This window comes from Streptomyces sp. Edi2 (assembly GCF_040253635.1).
Lineage (GTDB): Bacteria > Actinomycetota > Actinomycetes > Streptomycetales > Streptomycetaceae > Streptomyces.
In genome coordinates, this window is sequence record NZ_JBEJGX010000003.1 from 1,542,173 (window position 1) to 1,560,404 (window position 18,232).

Genomic DNA, 18,232 nt, shown 5'->3' on the forward strand with positions numbered 1-18,232 from the left:
CGCTGGGCGGGGCTGTTGGGTGCCGGTGACGGGCCTGCGCGGGTGGGTGTCCGGACTGCTTCGCTTTACGTCCGGACACCCACCCGCTCCGGCCCGTCCCCTCCCATGGGGGGGGTGGGAAGAAGGCCGGTGGGGGTGGACCTGGGTGGTCCGGTGCGCGTCGCAGACCTGGGCAAAGGGCCGTGGGCAAAGGGAGCCCCATGGCTCAGGGAATGGCCGTGGCACAGGGAATGGCCGTGGCACGGGGAATGGCCCTGGCACGGGGAATGGGCTGCGGCACGGGGAAATGTCTGTGATCGACGCCCGCCCCCACCCACCTTCACCATCTCCCCCACGGGAGGGGACGGGCCGGAGGGGCCTGGTGTGTGGACGTAAAGCGAAGCAGTCCACACACCAGGCCCCGCAGGCCCGTCACCGCACCCACAGCCCCGCGCAGCGGACCCCGCCCGCCGCCAGGCGCAACGGCGGGAAAGCCAAAAACAGGGGCGAGGCAAAGCGCAGCGGACCCAGCCCGCCGCCAGGCGCAACAAGAGAAGCCCCCACGGTGGGGCGGCCGAAAACGTGGGCCCAAGGCAAAGCGCAGCGGAACGGCGGGAAAGCCAAAAACGTGGGGGTCAATCCTTGGCCAGCCACCGCCGGGCCCGAAGGCCCACCCTCTCGTCGGTGGCCACCGACACCGCCCCGGTGGTCACCGTCTCGTAGACGGCGAGAATGTCGGCACCAACGGTGCCCCAGTCGAAGCGCCGCACATGACGGGCGCCACGTTCCCGCAGCTCCGCGAGACGCGCCGGGTCACGAAGGAGCCGCACCGCCCCAGCGGCGAGCGCATCCGCGTCCTCGTTGGCGAACAGTTCGCCGGCCTCGCCCTGGTCCAGGACCTGGGCGAAGGCGTCGAGGTCGCTGGCCAGTACGGGCGCGCCGGCCGACATCGCCTCGACGAGGATGATGCCGAAGGACTCGCCGCCCGTGTTGGGCGCGACATAGAGATCGACGCTGCGCAGCAGCCGGGCCTTGTCCTCGTCGCTGACCATGCCGAGGAATTCGACCCGGGAGCGCATCTCGGCGGGCAGCGCGGCAACCGCTTCCTCCTCGTCACCGCGTCCGGCGACCAGCAGCCGGGCGTCCGGTACCTCGGCCAGGATCGCGGGCAGCGCCTTCATCAGGACCGGCAGGCCCTTGCGCGGTTCGTCGATCCGGCCGATGAAGCCGATGGTGCGGCCCTGCCACTCGGCCTTGGCCTCGGCCGAGCCGAAGAAGCCGACGTCCACGCCGTTGGGGATGACCACCGCATCGCCGCCGAGGTGTTCGACGAGGGTGCGGCGGGCGTATTCGCTCACTGCGATGCGGGCGCTGATCTTCTCCAGCGCGGGCTGCAGGATCGGATATGCGGCGATCATCGCCCGCGAGCGCGGGTTGGAGGTGTGGAAGGTCGCCACGATCGGGCCCTGTGCCGCCCAGCAGGCGAGCAGGCCGAGCGAGGGCGAGGCGGGTTCGTGGATGTGGATGACGTCGAAGGCGCCGTGCTGCAGCCAGCGGCGCACCCGGGCCGCGGAGAGGAAGCCGAAGTTGAGGCGGGCGACCGAGCCGTTGTACGGGACGGGGACGGCGCGGCCTGCGGAGACGACGTACGGCGGCAGGGGGGTCTCGTCGTCCGCGGGAGCGAGGACGGAGACCTCGTGGCCGAGCCGGATCAGGTGGTCGGCCAGGTCCCGGATGTGGAACTGCACGCCGCCGGGGACGTCCCAGGCGTACGGGCAGACGATGCCGATCTTCACGCGGTCTCCGTTCCGGACGCCGCGGTGCCGCCCGGGGCGCCGGACTGCTCGCGCGGCTCCAGGTCGGCGAGCCAGAGCCGCTGCAGCATGTGCCAGTCCTCGGGGTGGTCGGTGATGCCGGAGGCGAAGGCGTCGGCGAGCGCCTGGGTCATCTGGGCAGCTTTCTCGGCACGGGTACCGGTCTCCGGGGCCTCGATCTCGGGGTGGACCCGGCCGCGCATGACGGCGGTGTCGTCGAACCAGAGCGTGACGGGCAGCAGCATCGCACCGGTCTGGAGGGCGAGCACCGCGGGACCGGCCGGCATCTTCGCCGCCTCCCCGAAGAACTTGACCTCTATCCCGGAGGCGGACAGATCGCGGTCGGCGACCAGGCAGACCAGACCGCCGGCCCGCAGCCGCCGGGCGAGCGTGCCGAAGGCGGAGCCGCCGGTGTGCGGCAGCACCTCCATGCCCAGGCCCTCGCGGTAGGCGACGAAACGGTCGTAGAGGGATTCCGGCTTGAGGCGCTGGGCGACGGTGGTGAAGGGGACACCGAGCTTGGTGGTGACCCAGGCACCGGCGAGGTCGTAGTTGCCCATGTGCGGCAGGGCGAGGATGACACCGCGGTCGCTCGCGAGCCCGTCCACCAGGTGGTGCACGTCCTCGGGCGTGAAGCCGCCCCTTATCCGGTCCTTGCTCCAGGCAGGCAGCCGGAAGGACTCCATCCAGTAGCGCATGTACGAGCGCATCCCGGCCCGGGAGAGCTCGGCGAGCCGCTGCGGGGTAGCGTCCGGGACGACCCGGGCGAGGTTCGCCTCCAGCCGCAGGACGCCCTTGCCGCGGCGCTTCCAGACGGTGTCGGCGATCCGGCGGCCGAGCCCTGTGGCCACGCCCTCGGGCAGCTTCTTGACGGTGCTCCAGCCCAGCGCGTAGAGCGCGTCCGCCAGTTTTTCGGTGTCCAGCCGCGGCCGGCGCATGCTGAGTGGACTCATACGCCCGTTCCCCCTTGTGCCATGGCGTCGGCCTCGGCCGACTCCCGTCGTACCGTCACCACACGCTGGCCGAGGGTGACGGCGCTGCCGACGCCGACGATCCACAGAGCGATCGGCAGCAGCACCTCGACACCGGGCACCCCGAAGGCGTGCAGACCCGACAACCCGCAGGCGACCAGCGTGATGACCAGCCGCTCGGCGCGCTCCACCAGCCCGTTGACGTTCACCGGCAGCCCGATGGCCTCGCCACGCGCCTTGGTGTACGAGACCACCTGGCCGCTGGCGAGGCAGAAGATCGCCATCGCGCAGAGGATCAGGCTGTCGCCGCGCCCCGCGTACCAGAGCGCGAGCCCGCCGAAGATCGCCGAATCGGCGACCCGGTCGAGGGTGGAGTCGAGGAAGGCCCCCCACCGGCTGGAGCGCCCCAGCTGTCGTGCCATGTTGCCGTCGACCAGGTCGGAGAAGACGAACAGGGTGATGACGACCGTGCCCCAGAAGAACTCCCCCAGGGGGTAGAAGACCAGAGCGCCGGCCACCACGCCCCCGGTGCCGACGAGAGTGACCGCGTCCGGGCTGACGCCGATACGGATGAGCAGGGCGGCGAACGGCGTGAGAACACGCGTGAAGAACGCACGCGCGTACTTGTTCAGCATGGCCTTCCCGGAGGTCGATATGGGCCGCGCGGTCAAGGGGCCACCGGCTGGCCCATCGTAGCCAGGAGGTCTTGGGCCACCACGAACGCATCGCGGCGCGGAGCGCATCCCACGGCTCGGGGACGCCGCCGCGCGCCCGTGAACGCGCCCGCGGGCCCCGCCGGGCGCCGCTACGGGGCCCTTGGGAGCACAGGCGCCCCGTGCCATGTATGGACGTGGCATGGCCTCGGTGGAAAGCTCGAATCACCGCAAAGTGTCGACCTGGAGGCGAGACACATGAGCGAGAAATCGAGTACACACCCGCGAGCCGCCGGCAGGGCACCAACGGCCGGCCAGCCCACGGCCCTGCGGAATGTGGTGTTGGTCGGCCACTCCGGATCGGGAAAGACCACCCTGGTCGAAGCCCTCGCGCTGGCATCCGGCGCGGTCAACCGGGCGGGCCGGGTCGAGGACGGCGGGTGTCTGTCGGACTACGACGAGATCGAACACCGCCAGCAACGCTCCGTACAGCTCTCCCTGGTCCCGGTGGACTGGGGCGGAGTCAAGATCAATATCTTGGACACCCCCGGATACGCCGATTTCGTCGGGGAACTCAGGGCCGGTCTGCGCGCAGCGGACGCGGCCCTTTTCGTTGTCTCGGCGGCCGACGGCGTGGCCGGGGCGACCCGGATGGTCTGGGACGAGTGCGCGGCCGTCGGCATGCCGCGCGCGCTGGTCGTCACGCACCTGGAGGCGTCCCGCTCCGACTTCGACGAGATGACCGAGCTCTGCCGGGCCTCGTTCGGCGGCGAGGACCCGGACGCCGTCGTGCCCCTCTACCTCCCGCTGTACGGGACACCCGGCGCCGACGGCCACTCCCCTGTGCACGGCCTGATCGGCCTGCTCACCCGGAGGGTCTTCGACTACTCCTCCGGCGAGCGCACCGAGCGCGCCCCCACCGAGGACGAGCTGCCGCAGATCGAGGCGGCCCGCAACCGCCTCATCGAGGCGATCATCGCCGAGAGCGAGGACGAGTCCTTGATGGACCGCTACCTCGGTGGCGAGGAGATCGACGTCAAGACCCTGATCGGGGACCTGGAGACGGCGGTTGCCCGCGGCACCTTCCACCCCGTCCTGGCCGCGGCCCCGGCCGCCGAGGGTTCCAAACAGGGGCTGGGCACCGTGGAGCTGCTGGAGCTGATCAGCGGCGGCTTCCCGACCCCCGCGGAGCGCGAGGCACCCGCCGTGACCCGCCCGGACGGCACCCCGCGCCCGGCGCTGAGCTGCGACCCCGACGGCCCGCTCGCGGCGGAGGTGGTCAAGACCTCCTCCGACCCGTATGTCGGCCGGATCTCCCTCGTACGCGTCTTCTCCGGCACTCTGCGCCCGGACGAGATGGTGCATGTCTCCGGCCACGGGCTGGAGGACCGGGGGCACGAGGACCACGACGTCGACGAACGGGTCGGGGCGCTGTCCACCCCGTTCGGCAAGCAGCAGCGCCCGCTGCCCCAGGCCATCGCCGGCGATCTGGCCTGTGTGGCGAAGCTGACCCGCGCCGAGACCGGCGACACCCTGTCCGGCAAGGACGACCCGCTGCTGATGGCGCCCTGGACGATGCCCGACCCGCTGCTGCCGGTCGCCATCCAGGCGCACAGCAAGGCCGACGAGGACAAGCTGTCGCAGGGCCTGGCCCGCCTGGTCGCGGAGGACCCGACGATGCGCCTGGAGCACAATCAGGCCACCCATCAGGTGGTCCTGTGGTGCCTGGGCGAGGCACATGTCGATGTCGCGCTGGAGCGGCTGCGGGCCCGCTACGGCGTCCAGGTGGACACCGTGCCGCACAAGGTGTCGCTGCGGGAGACCTTCGGCGCCCCCGCCGCGGGCCGTGGACGCCATGTGAAACAGTCCGGCGGGCACGGCCAGTTCGCGATCTGCGAGATCGAGATCGAACCGCTGCCGGGCGGCTCCGGCATCGAGTTCGTCGACAAGGTCGTGGGCGGCGCGGTACCCCGGCAGTTCATCCCCTCCGTGGAGAAGGGCGTACGCGCCCAGGCCGAACGCGGGGTCGCCGCCGGACATCCGCTCGTCGACATCCGCGTCACGCTGCTCGACGGCAAGGCGCACTCGGTCGACTCCTCGGACGCCGCGTTCCAGACGGCGGGCGCGCTGGCGCTGCGCGAGGCGGCCGGTGAGGTCCGGGTCGATCTCCTCGAACCGGTGTCCGAGGTGAGCGTGATGGTTCCGGACGATTTCGTCGGCCAGGTGATGAGCGATCTGTCGGGGCGCCGGGGCCGGGTCGTGGGCACGGAGCAGTCAGGGGCAGGGCGCACGGTGGTGCGCGCCGAGGTGCCCGAGATCGAGATCGACCGGTACGCCGTCGATCTGCGCTCCCTCTCGCACGGCACCGGGCGGTTCTCCCGCGCTCACCTGCGGCATGAGCCGATGCCGCCGCAGCTCGCCGACAAGTGGCGGGAACAAGCCGAGAACGGCGCATAGTTAACGGCGGATCAGCCGTTGGAGCGGTCGCTGTCCGGCTCAACTCCCCTGGGCCGGCCGGCGGCTGTACGCTGAGTTCCTGCCGTTGCCTCAGGGGGCCGGCGGCAGGAACCGAGGTCACGGGCTCGAACACAGGCTCTCAGCAGGTGTGCCGTCGGCGGAAGTCGGGAAGAGCCGCATCATCGGATGTGTGGGGTGTGGGGGCGGTAGTGGCAGACGGCTTTGACTTCAGTCCCGGGGCACAGGTCCCGCTCTCGGGGAGCGCCGGGCAGACGGCGGCGACCCAGGCACTGGCCTCGGCCGCCTATCGGGACAGTCCGCTGGCCGATATCTCCAAGGCGGACTCCGACTCCGGCAAGTCCGCGATCAAGAAAGCCAAGCTGTCGCTGTTCGCGCCCAATCTCGGCGAGGCGTTCTCGCGTGCCGTGCAGGTGCGGATGCTCGGCGGCGGCCGCGCCGCGCTCATCCAGTCCTTCGGGACCGAGCCGCAGACCATCGTCGAGCACTGCCTGTCCGCCACCCGCGTCCGCAAGCAGCGGGACGCCAAGCTGACGGTGCTGATGGTGCTGTTCGGGGTGCTGTTCCTGCCCGGGGTGCTGGTGTGGCTGGGCGTTTTCCAGCTGCGGAAGATGCTCTCCAAGGACGGTGCGGGCAAGGGGCTTTCGCTGCTCGGCGGGCTGCTGCTGACGGTGCTGGCCGGCGTCGGCCTGTTCTTCATGATCAAGCTGCCGTTCACCGGCTTCTGGCCGCTGTACGCCCGCGCCATGGTCGTCGCCCCGGTGATCGGCTGGTGGCTGGCCAAGCAGATCTGTGAGAAGACCGCGGTGGCCATGCGGGACTCCTGGAAGGGGCTGCTGGAGGGCGGCGGCGTGGCCGCGAAGATCCCCGAGGCGGTGCCGCAGGACCCGAACCAGATCGCCGCCGAAACCCTCCGGCAGAACCTTGCCAAGATCTCCGCCGAGCAGACCAGCAACGTCGTCTTCTACGCCGGCCCCAAGGGGATACTCGGCATGGGAACGCGCTGGGGCAGCTGGCAGCTCGCCGAGGAGCTGACGCCGGCGCCGGGGACCGCCGAGATCCACCCGTTCCGCAGCTGGGACGTGATCCGGGCGATCCACGACAAGCTGCGGCTGCTGGAGCGCAGTCCGCTGCACACCGGCGGCTTCCCCACACCGTCCGTACGCCACTGGATCGTCTCACCGGTCGGAGAGAAGGCCGCCGCCGTCACCCGCCCCGAGGGCACCCATGTGGAGGCGTACCAGATCCGCGGGCACGAGATAGAGCGGATCTGCAACGAGCAGCAGTTCGGCAGCGGCAACCGCCACTACCTCGGCGTCCAGTTCGTGCTGTGGGACGGCCAGTTGGTGATCACCCTGATGATCACCGTCACGGTGCTGCACGAGACCCTGCGCATCGAGGTGACCGGTCACGCCCTCGGCCCGGTCAACGGCCTGTTCACGACGAAGCCGGAGCCCAAGACCAAGGAAGTCGCCAAGGTCGTCAAGTTCTGGGAGACCAGGACCCAGCACCTCCCGCTCATCGAGCCGCAGGAGGTGGTCCGGCTCGCCGCGCGCGCCCCGCTGACCTGGTTCCCGCCGGTCCTGGACTTCCTCGGTGGCAAGCTGACCCTCCCCGAGCCGTTCGGCCTGCGGCACGTCTGGGCGGACAAGCCCTGGCGCCACCGCTTCATGGCCGATGACGCGCTGCGCGCCGCCACCCCGGTGCTGCGCACCGTCCACGCCGCCGCGATGAGCGTCCTCAAGGAGAACGGCGTGGACACCGAGCGCTTCACCAACCGTTCCCTGGTGCTCAGCGGCATGATCCAGGGAGTGGAGCCGCAGAAGGCGGACGAGTACAACGCGTAGGACCTGCGAGACAGGCCCTACGAGAGGGTGTCCCTCTAGCGGAAGATGCCCGTGTGCCCGAGGGAGTACCGCCCCGGCTGCGGGTAGACCGCCAGTCCGTGCGGGCCCTGGCCGACGCGGATCTTGGCCAGGGTTTTGCCGGTACGGGTGTCCAGCGCGTAGACCTCGGAGTGGTAGCGGCCGGACAGCCAGAGGACCTTGCCGTCGGTGGACAGGCCGCCCATGTCGGGGCTGCCGCCGCCGCGGATGTGCCACTTGCCGATGAGGGAGCCGGTCTTGAAGTCGAGCCGGGAGATGGAGCCTTCGCCGCGGTTGGAGACGTACATGTAGCGCGAGTCGCGGCTGACGTAGAGGCCGTGGGCGCCCTTGCCGGTCGGCATGAGCTTGGGCTGTGCGAAGGTGTCGCCGTTGAGGACCCAGATGCCGTCGGCCATCATGTCGGCGACGTACCAGGTCCTGCCGTCCGGGGCGATCTTCACGTCCTGCGGCATCGCCCCCTCGAACGGCAGCTTCTCCTGGCCGATCACCTTCATCTTCTCGGTGTCGACCTTGAGCAGTTCACCGGAGAACTCGCAGGAGACGATGAAGTACCGCCCGTCGGGCGAGAAGTCGGCGTGGTTGACGCCCCCGCAGTTGACCGGCAGCGTCTTGCGGATCTCCATGGTGTGCGGGTCGCGGAAGACCAACTGCCGGTCCATCGAGGCCATCACGATGGCGTACTTCCCGTTGGGCGTGAAGTAGAGGTTGTACGGGTCGTGGACCTTGACGGGCTTGCCCGCCTTGCCGGTGGCGGGGTCGATGGGGGTCAGGTCGTGCCCGCGGTTGTTGTTGACCCAGAGCGTCTTGAGGTCCCAGGACGGCACGACGTGCTGCGGCTGTACGCCCACCGGAATGGTCTCGATGACCTTGTAGGTCTTCGGGTCGATGACGCTGACCGTGTCGGAGCCGGTGTTGGGGACGTAGATCCGCGAGGGGAAGTCCTTGACCTGCGGCGCCAGCTTGCCCGGCCGGTCCGCCGCGTAGAGGTCGTGCTCGTCCAGCAGCGGCGGCATCCCGGGCAGGCCGGAGGTGGCGGCCTTGGCCGGCGCGCGTTCGACCGGCCGCGGGCTGTGCCCGGCCCGCCCGGTCTCGCCGCCGCCGGCAGCCCGCCACCGTCAGCGCGCAGGCGAGGGCGAGCAGCGCGGCCCGGTGACGCGCGCGCGGACGGGGACGGTCATGGGTACGGTTCCGGTCAGCCATCAGGTCACTAGCTCCGTTGTCGTCACCGCGCGCAGACCGCGCCGGCGGAGGCCGTCGAGGATCGGGGGCAGCGCCGCCACCGTGCCGGCGTGCCCGAGGTGGAGGCTCACGATCGAGCCCGGCCCGACCGCGTCCAGGACCGTGCGCCGGACGGCCGGTGCTCCGGGGTCGTTCGCGTCGAGGGAGTCCACGTCGTAGGAGAGGACATGCGGATAGCCGGCCTTGCGGGCCAGCCCGGTTACCAGGTCCGTGGCGCGCTGGGCCTGCGAGGGGCGGAACCAGCTGCCGATGGTCCCGGTGAGGGCGCGCAGCCGGTCGGCGCACCCGGTGATCTCGGCGTAGGCCTCGGCGGCCGGCAGGGCGCAGATGTTGCGGTGGTGGAGGGTGTGATTGCCCAGCTCATGGCCGCCGTCGAGGATCCGGCGGGCCATCGCGGGCTGCTCGTCGAGCCAGTCGCCGACGGCGAGCACCGTGACGCGGGCGCCGGCCCGCTCGGCCTCGGTGAGCAGGGCGGTGGCCCTCTTGGGGTCGCCCCTGCCGTGGAAGGTCAGCGCGACCGCACGGCCGTTCCGCGGCCCGTGCGCGATCTGCACGGGCAGGCCGGGCACCCGGGCCGGCGGCCGGGCGGTGCGGGCCCGGGCGGGTGGCGCATGCCCCGCAGCGGAAGAGCCCGCACCGGAAGGGCTCGGCCCGCCGGACCGTACGGCGCCGGAGTCGTCGTCGCGGTGCGGGTCGCAGCCCGACACCAGTGCTCCGGCGGCCGCGGCCGAGGCTGCCGCGCGCAGCACGGAGCGGCGATCTAGGGAAGTCACCACCCCATTAGAGAGGCAACTAATCCGAATTAGAGAGATATGCCCGATTCATCCGGGGTGTGTCGCCTCGGATGCCGGCCCGGGACGTTGAAGACAGACCCTAGACCGGCCAGGCGTCCGCGAGCATCGCCCGGGTGTCGGCGAGGAGTTGGGGCAGCACCTTGGTGTGACCGACCACCGGCATGAAGTTGGTGTCGCCGCCCCAGCGCGGGACGACATGCTGATGGAGGTGGGCCGCGATCCCGGCACCGGCGACGCCGCCCTGGTTCATCCCGATGTTGAAGCCGTGCGCCCCGGAGGCGGTGCGCAGCGCGGTCATCGCCCGCTTGGTCAGCTCGGCCAGCTCCGCGGTCTCCGGCCCGTCCAGCTCCGTGTAGTCGGCGACGTGCCGGAACGGGACGATCATGAGGTGACCGCCGTTGTACGGGTAGAGATTCAGCACCGCATAGACGTACTCGCCGCGCGCGATCACCAGACCGTCCTCGTCCGACTTCGCGGGGATCGTGCAGAACGGACAGCCGTCGCCCGCCCCCGGGCCGGTCGGTTTGTTCTCGCCCTGGATGTAAGCCATCCGGTGGGGCGTCCACAGACGCTGGAAAGCGTCCTGCGTCCCGACTCCGATCTGCTGCTCCGGCTCGCTTGTCATACGGGCCAGCATATGGCGTCGCCCGTTGGCGCCGTGTCGTTGGGGCGCATACCTCGGCCCGCTCCGCGATGCTGAGCCGGTGGACAGGGAACAGCGGCTGCGGGCCTGGGAACGAACCGCCCAGCCCTATCTCCTTGCCGCCTCCCTCCTCTTCCTCGCCTCGTACACGGTCCGGGTCCTGGTACCCGGCCTCTCCCCCGGCTGGAAAACCTGGTGGGAACTGGTCACCGTCGTCACCTGGAGCATCTTCGTCGTCGAATATCTGGCCCGGCTGGCGCTCAGCAACGACCGGCGGCACTTCCTGCGCACCCGCTGGCTGGATCTGATCGTGACCGTACTGCCCCTGCTGCGGCCCCTGCGGATCGTCGACATGCACGAGCGGATGCAGCGGCGTCGGGACCATCCACGGCTCGTCCTCGAATCACGGGTGATGGCGTACACCGGGATCACCGCGCTGCTGCTGGGGTTCGCGGCCAGCCTGGCCGTTTACCACGACGAGCGCGCGGCCCCGGGCGCGAACATCCACACCTTCGGGGACGCGGTGTGGTGGGCCTGCTCGACGCTGACGACCACGGGGTACGGCGACGCCACGCCCGTCACCCCGCGCGGCCGGCTGGTCGCGGTGGCGCTGATGTTCGTCGGGGTGGCGCTGGTCGGAGCGGTGGTGGGCTCCTTCTCCTCCTGGCTGCTGCGCCGCTTCCGGCAGGACGGCGAGACATGAATACGACGGCGGGACATGAAGGGGGACAGGAAGAAGCCCCGGAGAGCGGGTCGCTCTCCGGGGCCCGGTGCTCACGCAGGCGTCACACCTGGACGCGGCGCTCCACGACGCCGAGGATCTCGGCGATCGCCTCGTCGCGCGGGATGCCGTTCTTCTGCGACCCGTCGCGGTAGCGGAAGGAAACCGCGCCGTTGGCGACGTCCTCGTCACCAGCGATGATCATGAACGGCACCTTGGCCTTCTGCGCGTTCCTGATCTTCTTCTGCATCCGGTCCGACGAGGAGTCCACCTCGATCCGCAGACCCTTGGCCTTGGCCTGCGCGGCGAAGTCCTGCAGGTAGGGGACGTGTGCGTCGCCGATCGGGATACCGGTTGCCTGGACCGGCGCCAGCCACGCCGGGAACGCACCCGCGTAGTGCTCCAGCAGCACCGCGAAGAACCGCTCGATGGAGCCGAACAGCGCACGGTGGATCATCACCGGACGCTGCTTGCTGCCGTCGGCGGCGGTGTACTCCAGGTCGAAGCGCTCCGGCAGGTTGAAGTCCAGCTGGACGGTCGACATCTGCCAGGTCCGGCCGATGGCATCCTTGGTCTGCACGGAGATCTTGGGGCCGTAGAACGCGGCGCCGCCCGGGTCCGGGACCAGCGGCAGGCCCTGCTTCTCGGCCACCTTGCGCAGCGTCTCGGTGGCCTCGTCCCAGGCCTCGTCGGTGCCGACGAACTTCTCCGGGTCCTTGGTGGACAGCTCCAGGTAGAAGTCGGTCAGACCGTAGTCGCGCAGCAGGTCGAGCACGAAGGTCAGCGTGGCGTCCAGCTCGTCCGCCATCTGCTCCTTGGTGCAGTAGATGTGCGCGTCGTCCTGGGTGAAGCCGCGGGCACGGGTGAGGCCGTGCACGACGCCCGACTTCTCGTAGCGGTACACGGTCCCGAACTCGAAGAGACGCAGCGGCAGTTCACGGTACGAGCGGCCGCGCGCGTCGAAGATCAGGTTGTGCATCGGGCAGTTCATGGGCTTGAGGTAGTAGTCCACGCCCTCGTCGAGCTGCATGGGCGGGTACATGCCGTCGGCGTACCAGTCCAGGTGGCCCGACTTCTCGAACAGCTTCCCCTTGGTGGCGTGCGGGGTATAGACGAACTCGTACCCCGACTCCTCGTGACGCCGGCGGGAGTAGTCCTCCATGACCCGGCGGATGATGCCGCCCTTGGGGTGGAAGACCGCCAGGCCCGAGCCGATCTCCTCGGGAACGGAGAACAGGTCGAGCTCGGCACCGAGCTTGCGGTGGTCGCGCTTCTCGGCCTCGGCCAGGAACTCCAGATGCGCCTTGAGCTCGTCCTTGGTCGGCCAGGCGGTGCCGTAGATCCGCTGCAGCTGCTTGTTCTTCTCGCTGCCGCGCCAGTAGGCGGCGGCCGAGCGCATCAGCTTGAACGCCGGGATGGCGCGGGTGCTGGGGAGGTGCGGACCGCGGCACAGGTCCTTCCAGCACAGCTCGCCGGTCTTGGCGTCGAGGTTGTCGTAGATGGTGAGCTCGCCGGCGCCCACCTCGGCGGAGGCCCCCTCGGCGGCCTCCGCGGCCGAGCCCTTGATCCCGATCAGCTCGAGCTTGTACGGCTCGTCGGCCAGCTCCTCGCGCGCGGCGTCATCGCTGACCGCCCGGCGCGCGAACTTCTGCCCGCGCTTCTGGATCTCCTGCATCTTCTTCTCGATGCGCTTGAGATCGTCGGGGTGGAACGGGGTCTCGACGTCGAAGTCGTAGTAGAAGCCGTCCTTGACCGGCGGACCGATGCCGAGCTTCGCCTCCGGGAACAGCTCCTGCACGGCCTGCGCCATCACATGCGCGGTGGAGTGCCGCAGGATGTTCAGACCGTCCTCGGAGGAGATCTCCACGGGCTCGACCGCGTCGCCGTCGGCGACCTCGTACGCCAGGTCCTTCAGCTCTCCGGCGACCCGCGCTGCCACGACGCTGCGCTCGCCCTGGAAGAGGTCGGCGGCCGTAGTGCCCGTGGTCACCACGCGTTCATCCCGCTCGGAATCGCGTTGGATGGTCACACGGACGTCTGACACCGGTCTCTCCTGACTCATGTCTCTTCACGTCAGCGATTGCTGCGCAGCCGAATCGTACCGAGCCACCGGACCCGACCGCGAAACGGTTTCACCACCCCGGCCCGAAAGCCGCCCCCGCGCGGCTATTCCTCGGCGCCGCACGCCTCCTCGAAGAAGTCGAGGTTTTCCTGCAGCGACTTCAGCAGCCGGTCCCGTTCCGCCTCGTCGACCTGTACGGGCGTGACATCGCGGCCGCCGGTGATCCGGCGGAAGCCGCCCCGGCTCTCCAGCCGTCCGCTCACCCGGATGGGCAGCCCCACCAGGTGCGCGTGTCCGGCGATGCGGTAGTCCTCCTCCCCCAGCGCGACCCGCACCTGCACCACGTCCGCCCCGGTGATCACCCGCAGCCGCACCGCGCCGGGCCCGCCAGGACGCTCCCTGCGCAGCCGTATCACCGCGCCGGTCACCCGGACGGGCAGCGACGGCTCGTCCCGTACATAGCGCTGGGCCGCCTGCTGCAGGGCGGGCAGGTCGCCGGGCGAGAACTCCACCGGTTCGGGGCGGGCCGGGCAGCCGGCCGGGGCACCGGCCCCGGGCGACCACTCGACCGCGATCCGCACCCCCTCCGCGTCCCGCACCAGCGCGATCAGGGCCTGGACCAGCTCATGGCAGACCCCCAGCTCGACGGCCGCGTCGAAGGCCTCCATCCCGCCGGTGGCCCGCTGGTAGTCGGTGGCGTCACGGGCCGCGTGCAGCGCCCGCTGCAGCCCGGCGACCGCAGCGCGACCGCAGCGCACCGGGACGAACCCGGTCAGCCGGCGCCCGGCCGCCACCGGACCGACCAGCACCTCGCCCAGGAACCCCTCGGCCTGCCGTTTGTGCCGGGCGCCGTAGTAGCCGGCCCTGCCGTACGTCCCCAGCGCCCCGGCGATCAGCATCGAGCGGGCCGCACCGCGCAACTGCTCCTGGGCGACCCAGTACGCCGCCCCCGAGCCGCCGTCGGGCACCTCGCGCTCCCAGCGCACCTCGTCGCTGGGCACCGCGAGCCCCACCAGCACCTCGCGGGCGGAGGCCGCGGAACTCTGCGCCAGCGCCGCCAGCGCCTCCGCGAGCAGTTCCCCGCTGTCGGGAAAACGGCGGTCGTGCGGCACCAGCAGGCTGGTACCGGCCGCGCCGCCGGGCGGTGTCCACCGGGCGTAGTGGCCCGCGGCCCCGCCCCGGCGCCGCCAGCCGTGCCGAGCCAGCAGCGCGCTGAGCACCGCCGGATCGAGCTGTGCGGGATCCAGGAGCCGCGCGTCATATTCGTCGGTCGGCCGGTACATCAAGGTCTCCCTCCCGCCCCGACCCGCGTCATGATCTCGCAGAGCGCACGGTCGTCGAAGATCCGCGCGGTCGGGATCCGCACGGTGGTCCTGCGCCGGCCGGTCACCGGATGACCGGCCAGGTTGATCCAGTAGCAGCAGTGCCGGAGCGCGAGACGGTCGTGGGAGGCCCGCAGCCAGTCCTCCTGGTTCCGCGGGACCAGCATCACGACCAGGATCTTGTGCACCGATACGGGCGTACGGGCCAGCTTCACCAGGTGGGCGTTGTCGAGCGTGAAGGCGAAGGTCGGCCCCGGCGGGCGGGGAGCGGTCTGGTAGGTGCACTTGAGCTGCACCTTGATGGTGACTTCGTCGTCGACGGTGTGGCCTGGCGCGCCATGACTGACGTGCCAGTCGATTCCGTTGTCCGGGAAGGGCTGCGCCAGCGAACATCCCGCGGCGGCGGCGACCGCGTGCAGATAACCCACCTGAAGGGTCTCCATGCACGCAGTGGTGGCGAGTCCGCCGCGCTGCGGTGTGGTCAGCTGAGGCAGCAGCCCGCCCGGTTCGGGCTGCGCGAGCGTCATCGCGGGGGTGCCTTCCGGGCTGTGCCGATCGGTACGGGTGGATGACGGGGAGAAGGCAGAACACGTCGGCCCGTCCCTCTGGTTGTCTCCGCGTCAAGTGCTCCGCAAACAAAGACGGTTCGAGCACCGGGCGGCTCGGGTATCACCAGCTCGGGTGGTGTGCATGCCATCCACCGTACGAGCGCGAGGAGTTGGGATGATGCCGTGCTGGTATGACGGACCGCTTGCCGCCTTCGACACCGAGACCACGGGCATCGACGTCGAGCGCGACCGCATCGTCTCCGCCGCCCTGGTGGTCCAGGAGACACCGCGTTCCGCGCCCCGGATCACCCGGTGGCTGATCAACCCGGGCGTCGACATACCCGAGGCCGCCACGGCGGTGCACGGCCTGACGGGAGACCATCTCGCACTGCACGGCCGCTGGCCCGCGCCGGTGCTGGAGGAGGTCGCGCGCGCCCTGGCTGCCCAGTCGATGGCGGGCCGCCCGCTGGTCGTGATGAACGCCCCGTTCGACCTCACGCTCCTGGAGCGCGAGTTGAAGCGGCACCGCGCCAGCTCGCTCGCCGCCTACCTGGGGGGCCATCCGCTGCGCATCCTCGATCCCCGCGTCCTCGACAAGCACCTGGATCGCTACCGCAAGGGCCGCCGTACGCTCACCGATCTGTGCGCCCACTACGAGGTCGAGCTGACGGACGCCCACGAGGCGGCCGCCGACGCGCTCGCCGCGCTACGCGTCGTCCGGGCCCTGGGCCATCGCTTTGCGGAGCGCCTGGAGGGGCTGCACCCGGCGGAGCTGCACACCCGCCAGGCCGTCTGGTACGCCGCCCAGGCGCGTGGCCTGCAGGCGTGGTTCGAGCGCAGCGGCAACCCCGAAACCGTTGATCCGCATTGGCCGCTGCGTCCCGAACTCCCCGCCGCGGCCTGATCTCTCATCAGCAATTCCGGCCCGGCCGGCAAAGGCACCTGGCTGAATTCCCGGTGCGGTGTTCTCCCACCGCGGTGCCGCCTTGGCCCAACGAAAAGAACCGGGCCGCTTTTTGCGGCCCGGTTCTTGATCCCGGTGGGCGATACTGGGTTCGAACCAGTGACCTCTTCGGTGTGAACGAAGCGCTCTCCCACTGAGCTAATCGCCCGGGTGCCTGCGGGGTATCCCCCGCGAACGAGCAGAACAATACAGGCCGCCCGGGGCTTCCATCAAATTCCTGTTCCGCCGTGGCCGGGGGCCGTCCCGCCGGGGCACGCGCGGTGCCTCATCCGCGGGCCAGCCAGGCGGCGAGCCCGCGGCGCCCGGACCGCATCATCAGCGCGTGATTGGCGACGAAGACCGGCCGGCCCAACAGCGCGATCCGCCGCAGCAGCGGCTTGCAGACCTCGACGTCCTGCTCGAAGACGGCGCGGGTGCCGCCGGCCCCGGGCACCACCGTCCAGCGCGCCCAGCCGGCCAGATCGCCGCGCATCCCTATCTCCAGCACCCCCGCACCGGGGTCCCGTACGCGCTCGCTCGCCACGACCGTCAGGTCGTACGGCAGCACCGAACGGAAGCGGGCGATACCGCTGCGGTCGTCGAGCGGGTTCACCTCGCGGACCTGCGGCCACCACCGGGGGTAGGCCTCGGCGCGTTCGAGGACGGCGTAGACGACGGTCGGCGGGGCGTTGAGCAGCCAGACGGTGCGGAAGCGGTAGCGGTGCAGTCGGCGTGACCGGGCGGGCATGACCCCAGTGTGCGCCCCAGGGCGGCGCATGCGCGCAACAACTGCGACGGCCCGGAGACTTGAAGTCTCCGGGCCGTCGTCCGGGGTGGGCGATACTGGGTTCGAACCAGTGACCTCTTCGGTGTGAACGAAGCGCTCTCCCACTGAGCTAATCGCCCGGGCGCACCGCCAACATTACCCCACGTCGGCGGGCACTTCTGACCATTGCGACGTCACTCGGAGATGTTCCACGGCATCGCGAGGCCGAACTTCCAGACATAGACCGCGAGCAGCGCGGCGATGATCACCAGGCCGATGGCGGTCAGGGTGATGTTGCGCCGCCGCACCTTGGGGTTGAGCGCCTTCCGGGCCGCTTCCGTGACCTTTCGCTTGGTCCAGCGCAGCACCAACTGGGCCCAGACGAATTCCGTCGCCCAGATCGCCATACCGGCGAAGATCACCAGCCAGCCCGGTCCCGGCAGCGGCAGCATGATCACGCCGCCCACCACGACCGCGAGGCCGACGACGAAGACTCCGACCTGCCAGCTCACGTGCAGCGGCCGGGAGCGCTTGATGAAGTGCGGCGCTCTCGAACCGAGCGGCTGCTCGGCCGGAGCGGCGTCCTCCTCCACCGTTCCCGGCCCCCCGTTACTCTGCGTATTCATACCCGCAAACTTACCGGACGGGATGGCTCCGGCGGAATTACCGCCGAGGACGATCTCGCAATCCGCCGGAAGAGGTACCTGAAGCCACACAAAACCGTCAGAGGGGTTTACAACGGCACCGTAGGTGGCATGTCGATTTCGCCGACGTGCGAATCCCCGAGCGCACACTGAGCGAAAGGCCCTGGCGCTTATGAACACCACGGTCAGCTGCGAGCTGCACCTGCGCCTCGTTGTGTCGAGCGAGTCCTCACTGCCTGTACCCGCGGGCCTGCGGTATGACACGGCCGATCCTTATGCCGTGCATGCCACCTTCCATACCGGAGCCGAGGAGACCGTGGAGTGGGTTTTCGCCCGCGACCTCCTCGCCGAGGGCCTGCACCGGCCCACGGGCACCGGAGACGTCCGCGTATGGCCGTCCCGGAGCCACGGACAGGGCGTTGTCTGCATCGCCCTGAGCTCCCCGGAGGGCGAGGCCCTGCTCGAGGCGCCCGCACGGGCCCTCGAGTCGTTCCTCAAAAGGACCGATGCCGCCGTACCACCCGGTACGGAGCACCGGCATTTCGATCTCGACACCGAGCTCTCCCACATCCTCGCGGAGAGCTGAGACGCAGCACGGTTACCGAAAGCACCCACCCGCTCACACTTGCGCCCGTCCGACTCGGGGAGACGGCGCAGGACCGACAAGTTCATACGGCACACTTCGGCGTCGTCGCCGCGGACCCACCGCGGAGTCGGCGCTGAAGCTTGTTCCGGGCGCTGGATTCGGCGACCATGCGGCAACCACACCGGG

The 18,232-nt window shown here is 70.4% G+C and carries 15 protein-coding genes, 2 tRNA genes and 1 pseudogene; 5 read left to right on the forward strand and 13 right to left on the reverse strand.

Features of this window, described 5'->3' with window-relative positions; all coding sequences use genetic code 11:
• Nucleotides 1-614 precede the first annotated feature (614 nt).
• The 3 genes from ABR737_RS10270 to pgsA are packed head-to-tail and all read right to left on the reverse strand — an operon-like array spanning nt 615 to nt 3,399.
• Nucleotides 615-1,775: a glycosyltransferase family 4 protein gene (locus tag ABR737_RS10270; protein ID WP_350249876.1), complete on the reverse strand. Its 1,161-nt coding sequence runs from the start codon at nt 1,773-1,775 to the stop codon at nt 615-617.
• The gene (locus ABR737_RS10275) at nt 1,772-2,746 is read right to left on the reverse strand and encodes a phosphatidylinositol mannoside acyltransferase (protein WP_350249877.1); all 975 of its coding nucleotides are present in this window, start codon (nt 2,744-2,746) and stop codon (nt 1,772-1,774) included. The genes ABR737_RS10270 and ABR737_RS10275 overlap by 4 nt, the downstream gene beginning before the upstream one ends.
• The gene (gene pgsA / locus ABR737_RS10280) at nt 2,743-3,399 is read right to left on the reverse strand and encodes a phosphatidylinositol phosphate synthase (RefSeq protein WP_350249878.1); all 657 of its coding nucleotides are present in this window, start codon (nt 3,397-3,399) and stop codon (nt 2,743-2,745) included. The genes ABR737_RS10275 and pgsA overlap by 4 nt, the downstream gene beginning before the upstream one ends.
• Nucleotides 3,400-3,675: 276 nt before the next feature.
• Here pgsA and ABR737_RS10285 point away from each other — a divergent pair, with 276 nt between their 5' ends.
• The gene (locus ABR737_RS10285; protein ID WP_350249879.1) at nt 3,676-5,874 is read left to right on the forward strand and encodes an elongation factor G-like protein EF-G2; all 2,199 of its coding nucleotides are present in this window, start codon (nt 3,676-3,678) and stop codon (nt 5,872-5,874) included.
• A gap of 209 nt (nt 5,875-6,083) precedes the next feature.
• The gene (locus ABR737_RS10290) at nt 6,084-7,739 is read left to right on the forward strand and encodes an AbeC-like domain-containing protein (RefSeq protein ID WP_350249880.1); all 1,656 of its coding nucleotides are present in this window, start codon (nt 6,084-6,086) and stop codon (nt 7,737-7,739) included.
• A gap of 35 nt (nt 7,740-7,774) precedes the next feature.
• On the opposite strand, the pseudogene ABR737_RS10295 reads toward ABR737_RS10290, so the two are convergent.
• The 3 genes and pseudogenes from ABR737_RS10295 to ABR737_RS10305 form a co-directional block, all read right to left on the reverse strand.
• Nucleotides 7,775-8,978, reverse strand: a pseudogene (locus ABR737_RS10295) (YncE family protein).
• Nucleotides 8,978-9,766, reverse strand: coding sequence for a polysaccharide deacetylase family protein (locus tag ABR737_RS10300; RefSeq protein WP_350256740.1), 789 nt, complete (start codon nt 9,764-9,766; stop codon nt 8,978-8,980). Before ABR737_RS10300 ends, ABR737_RS10295 begins: the two are co-directional and overlap by 1 nt.
• Nucleotides 9,767-9,890: 124 nt before the next feature.
• Nucleotides 9,891-10,448, reverse strand: coding sequence for an HIT family protein (locus ABR737_RS10305; protein WP_350249881.1), 558 nt, complete (start codon nt 10,446-10,448; stop codon nt 9,891-9,893).
• Between the two features lie 67 nt (nt 10,449-10,515).
• On the opposite strand from ABR737_RS10305, the gene ABR737_RS10310 reads away from it, so the two are divergent.
• Complete coding sequence (locus ABR737_RS10310) at nt 10,516-11,157, forward strand: potassium channel family protein (RefSeq protein WP_350249882.1); 642 nt, start codon at nt 10,516-10,518, stop codon at nt 11,155-11,157.
• 82 nt (nt 11,158-11,239) lie between these two features.
• On the opposite strand, the gene thrS is transcribed toward ABR737_RS10310, so the two are convergent.
• The 3 genes from thrS to ABR737_RS10325 all read right to left on the reverse strand — a co-directional run bounded on the left by thrS (nt 11,240) and on the right by ABR737_RS10325 (nt 15,086).
• On the reverse strand, nt 11,240-13,219 hold the full coding sequence (gene thrS, locus ABR737_RS10315; RefSeq protein ID WP_350249883.1) for a threonine--tRNA ligase: 1,980 nt from the start codon (nt 13,217-13,219) through the stop codon (nt 11,240-11,242).
• 122 nt (nt 13,220-13,341) lie between these two features.
• A complete protein-coding gene (locus tag ABR737_RS10320) occupies nt 13,342-14,520 on the reverse strand; it encodes a hypothetical protein (protein WP_350249884.1) in 1,179 nt (392 codons plus the stop codon).
• On the reverse strand, nt 14,520-15,086 hold the full coding sequence (locus ABR737_RS10325; RefSeq protein ID WP_350249885.1) for a DUF4365 domain-containing protein: 567 nt from the start codon (nt 15,084-15,086) through the stop codon (nt 14,520-14,522). The genes ABR737_RS10320 and ABR737_RS10325 overlap by 1 nt, the downstream gene beginning before the upstream one ends.
• A gap of 199 nt (nt 15,087-15,285) precedes the next feature.
• Between ABR737_RS10325 and ABR737_RS10330 the strand changes: the two genes are divergently transcribed.
• Nucleotides 15,286-16,011 (forward strand): exonuclease domain-containing protein, encoded by a 726-nt coding sequence (locus ABR737_RS10330; protein WP_350256741.1) that lies wholly within the window; start codon nt 15,286-15,288, stop codon nt 16,009-16,011.
• Nucleotides 16,012-16,147: 136 nt separating this feature from the next.
• Here the strand turns inward: ABR737_RS10330 and ABR737_RS10335 are convergent.
• The 4 genes from ABR737_RS10335 to ABR737_RS10350 all read right to left on the reverse strand — a co-directional run bounded on the left by ABR737_RS10335 (nt 16,148) and on the right by ABR737_RS10350 (nt 17,442).
• Nucleotides 16,148-16,219: transfer RNA gene (locus ABR737_RS10335), tRNA-Val, on the reverse strand.
• A gap of 117 nt (nt 16,220-16,336) precedes the next feature.
• A complete protein-coding gene (locus ABR737_RS10340) occupies nt 16,337-16,798 on the reverse strand; it encodes an SRPBCC family protein (protein WP_350249886.1) in 462 nt (153 codons plus the stop codon).
• A gap of 86 nt (nt 16,799-16,884) precedes the next feature.
• Nucleotides 16,885-16,956 (reverse strand) — tRNA-Val (locus ABR737_RS10345).
• A 54-nt stretch (nt 16,957-17,010) separates the two neighbouring features.
• Entirely contained in the window at nt 17,011-17,442 is a 432-nt protein-coding gene (locus tag ABR737_RS10350; RefSeq protein WP_350249887.1) for a TIGR02611 family protein, read from the reverse strand.
• A 190-nt stretch (nt 17,443-17,632) separates the two neighbouring features.
• Between ABR737_RS10350 and ABR737_RS10355 the strand changes: the two genes are divergently transcribed.
• Nucleotides 17,633-18,046: an SsgA family sporulation/cell division regulator gene (locus ABR737_RS10355; protein ID WP_003959770.1), complete on the forward strand. Its 414-nt coding sequence runs from the start codon at nt 17,633-17,635 to the stop codon at nt 18,044-18,046.
• Nucleotides 18,047-18,232 lie beyond the last annotated feature (186 nt).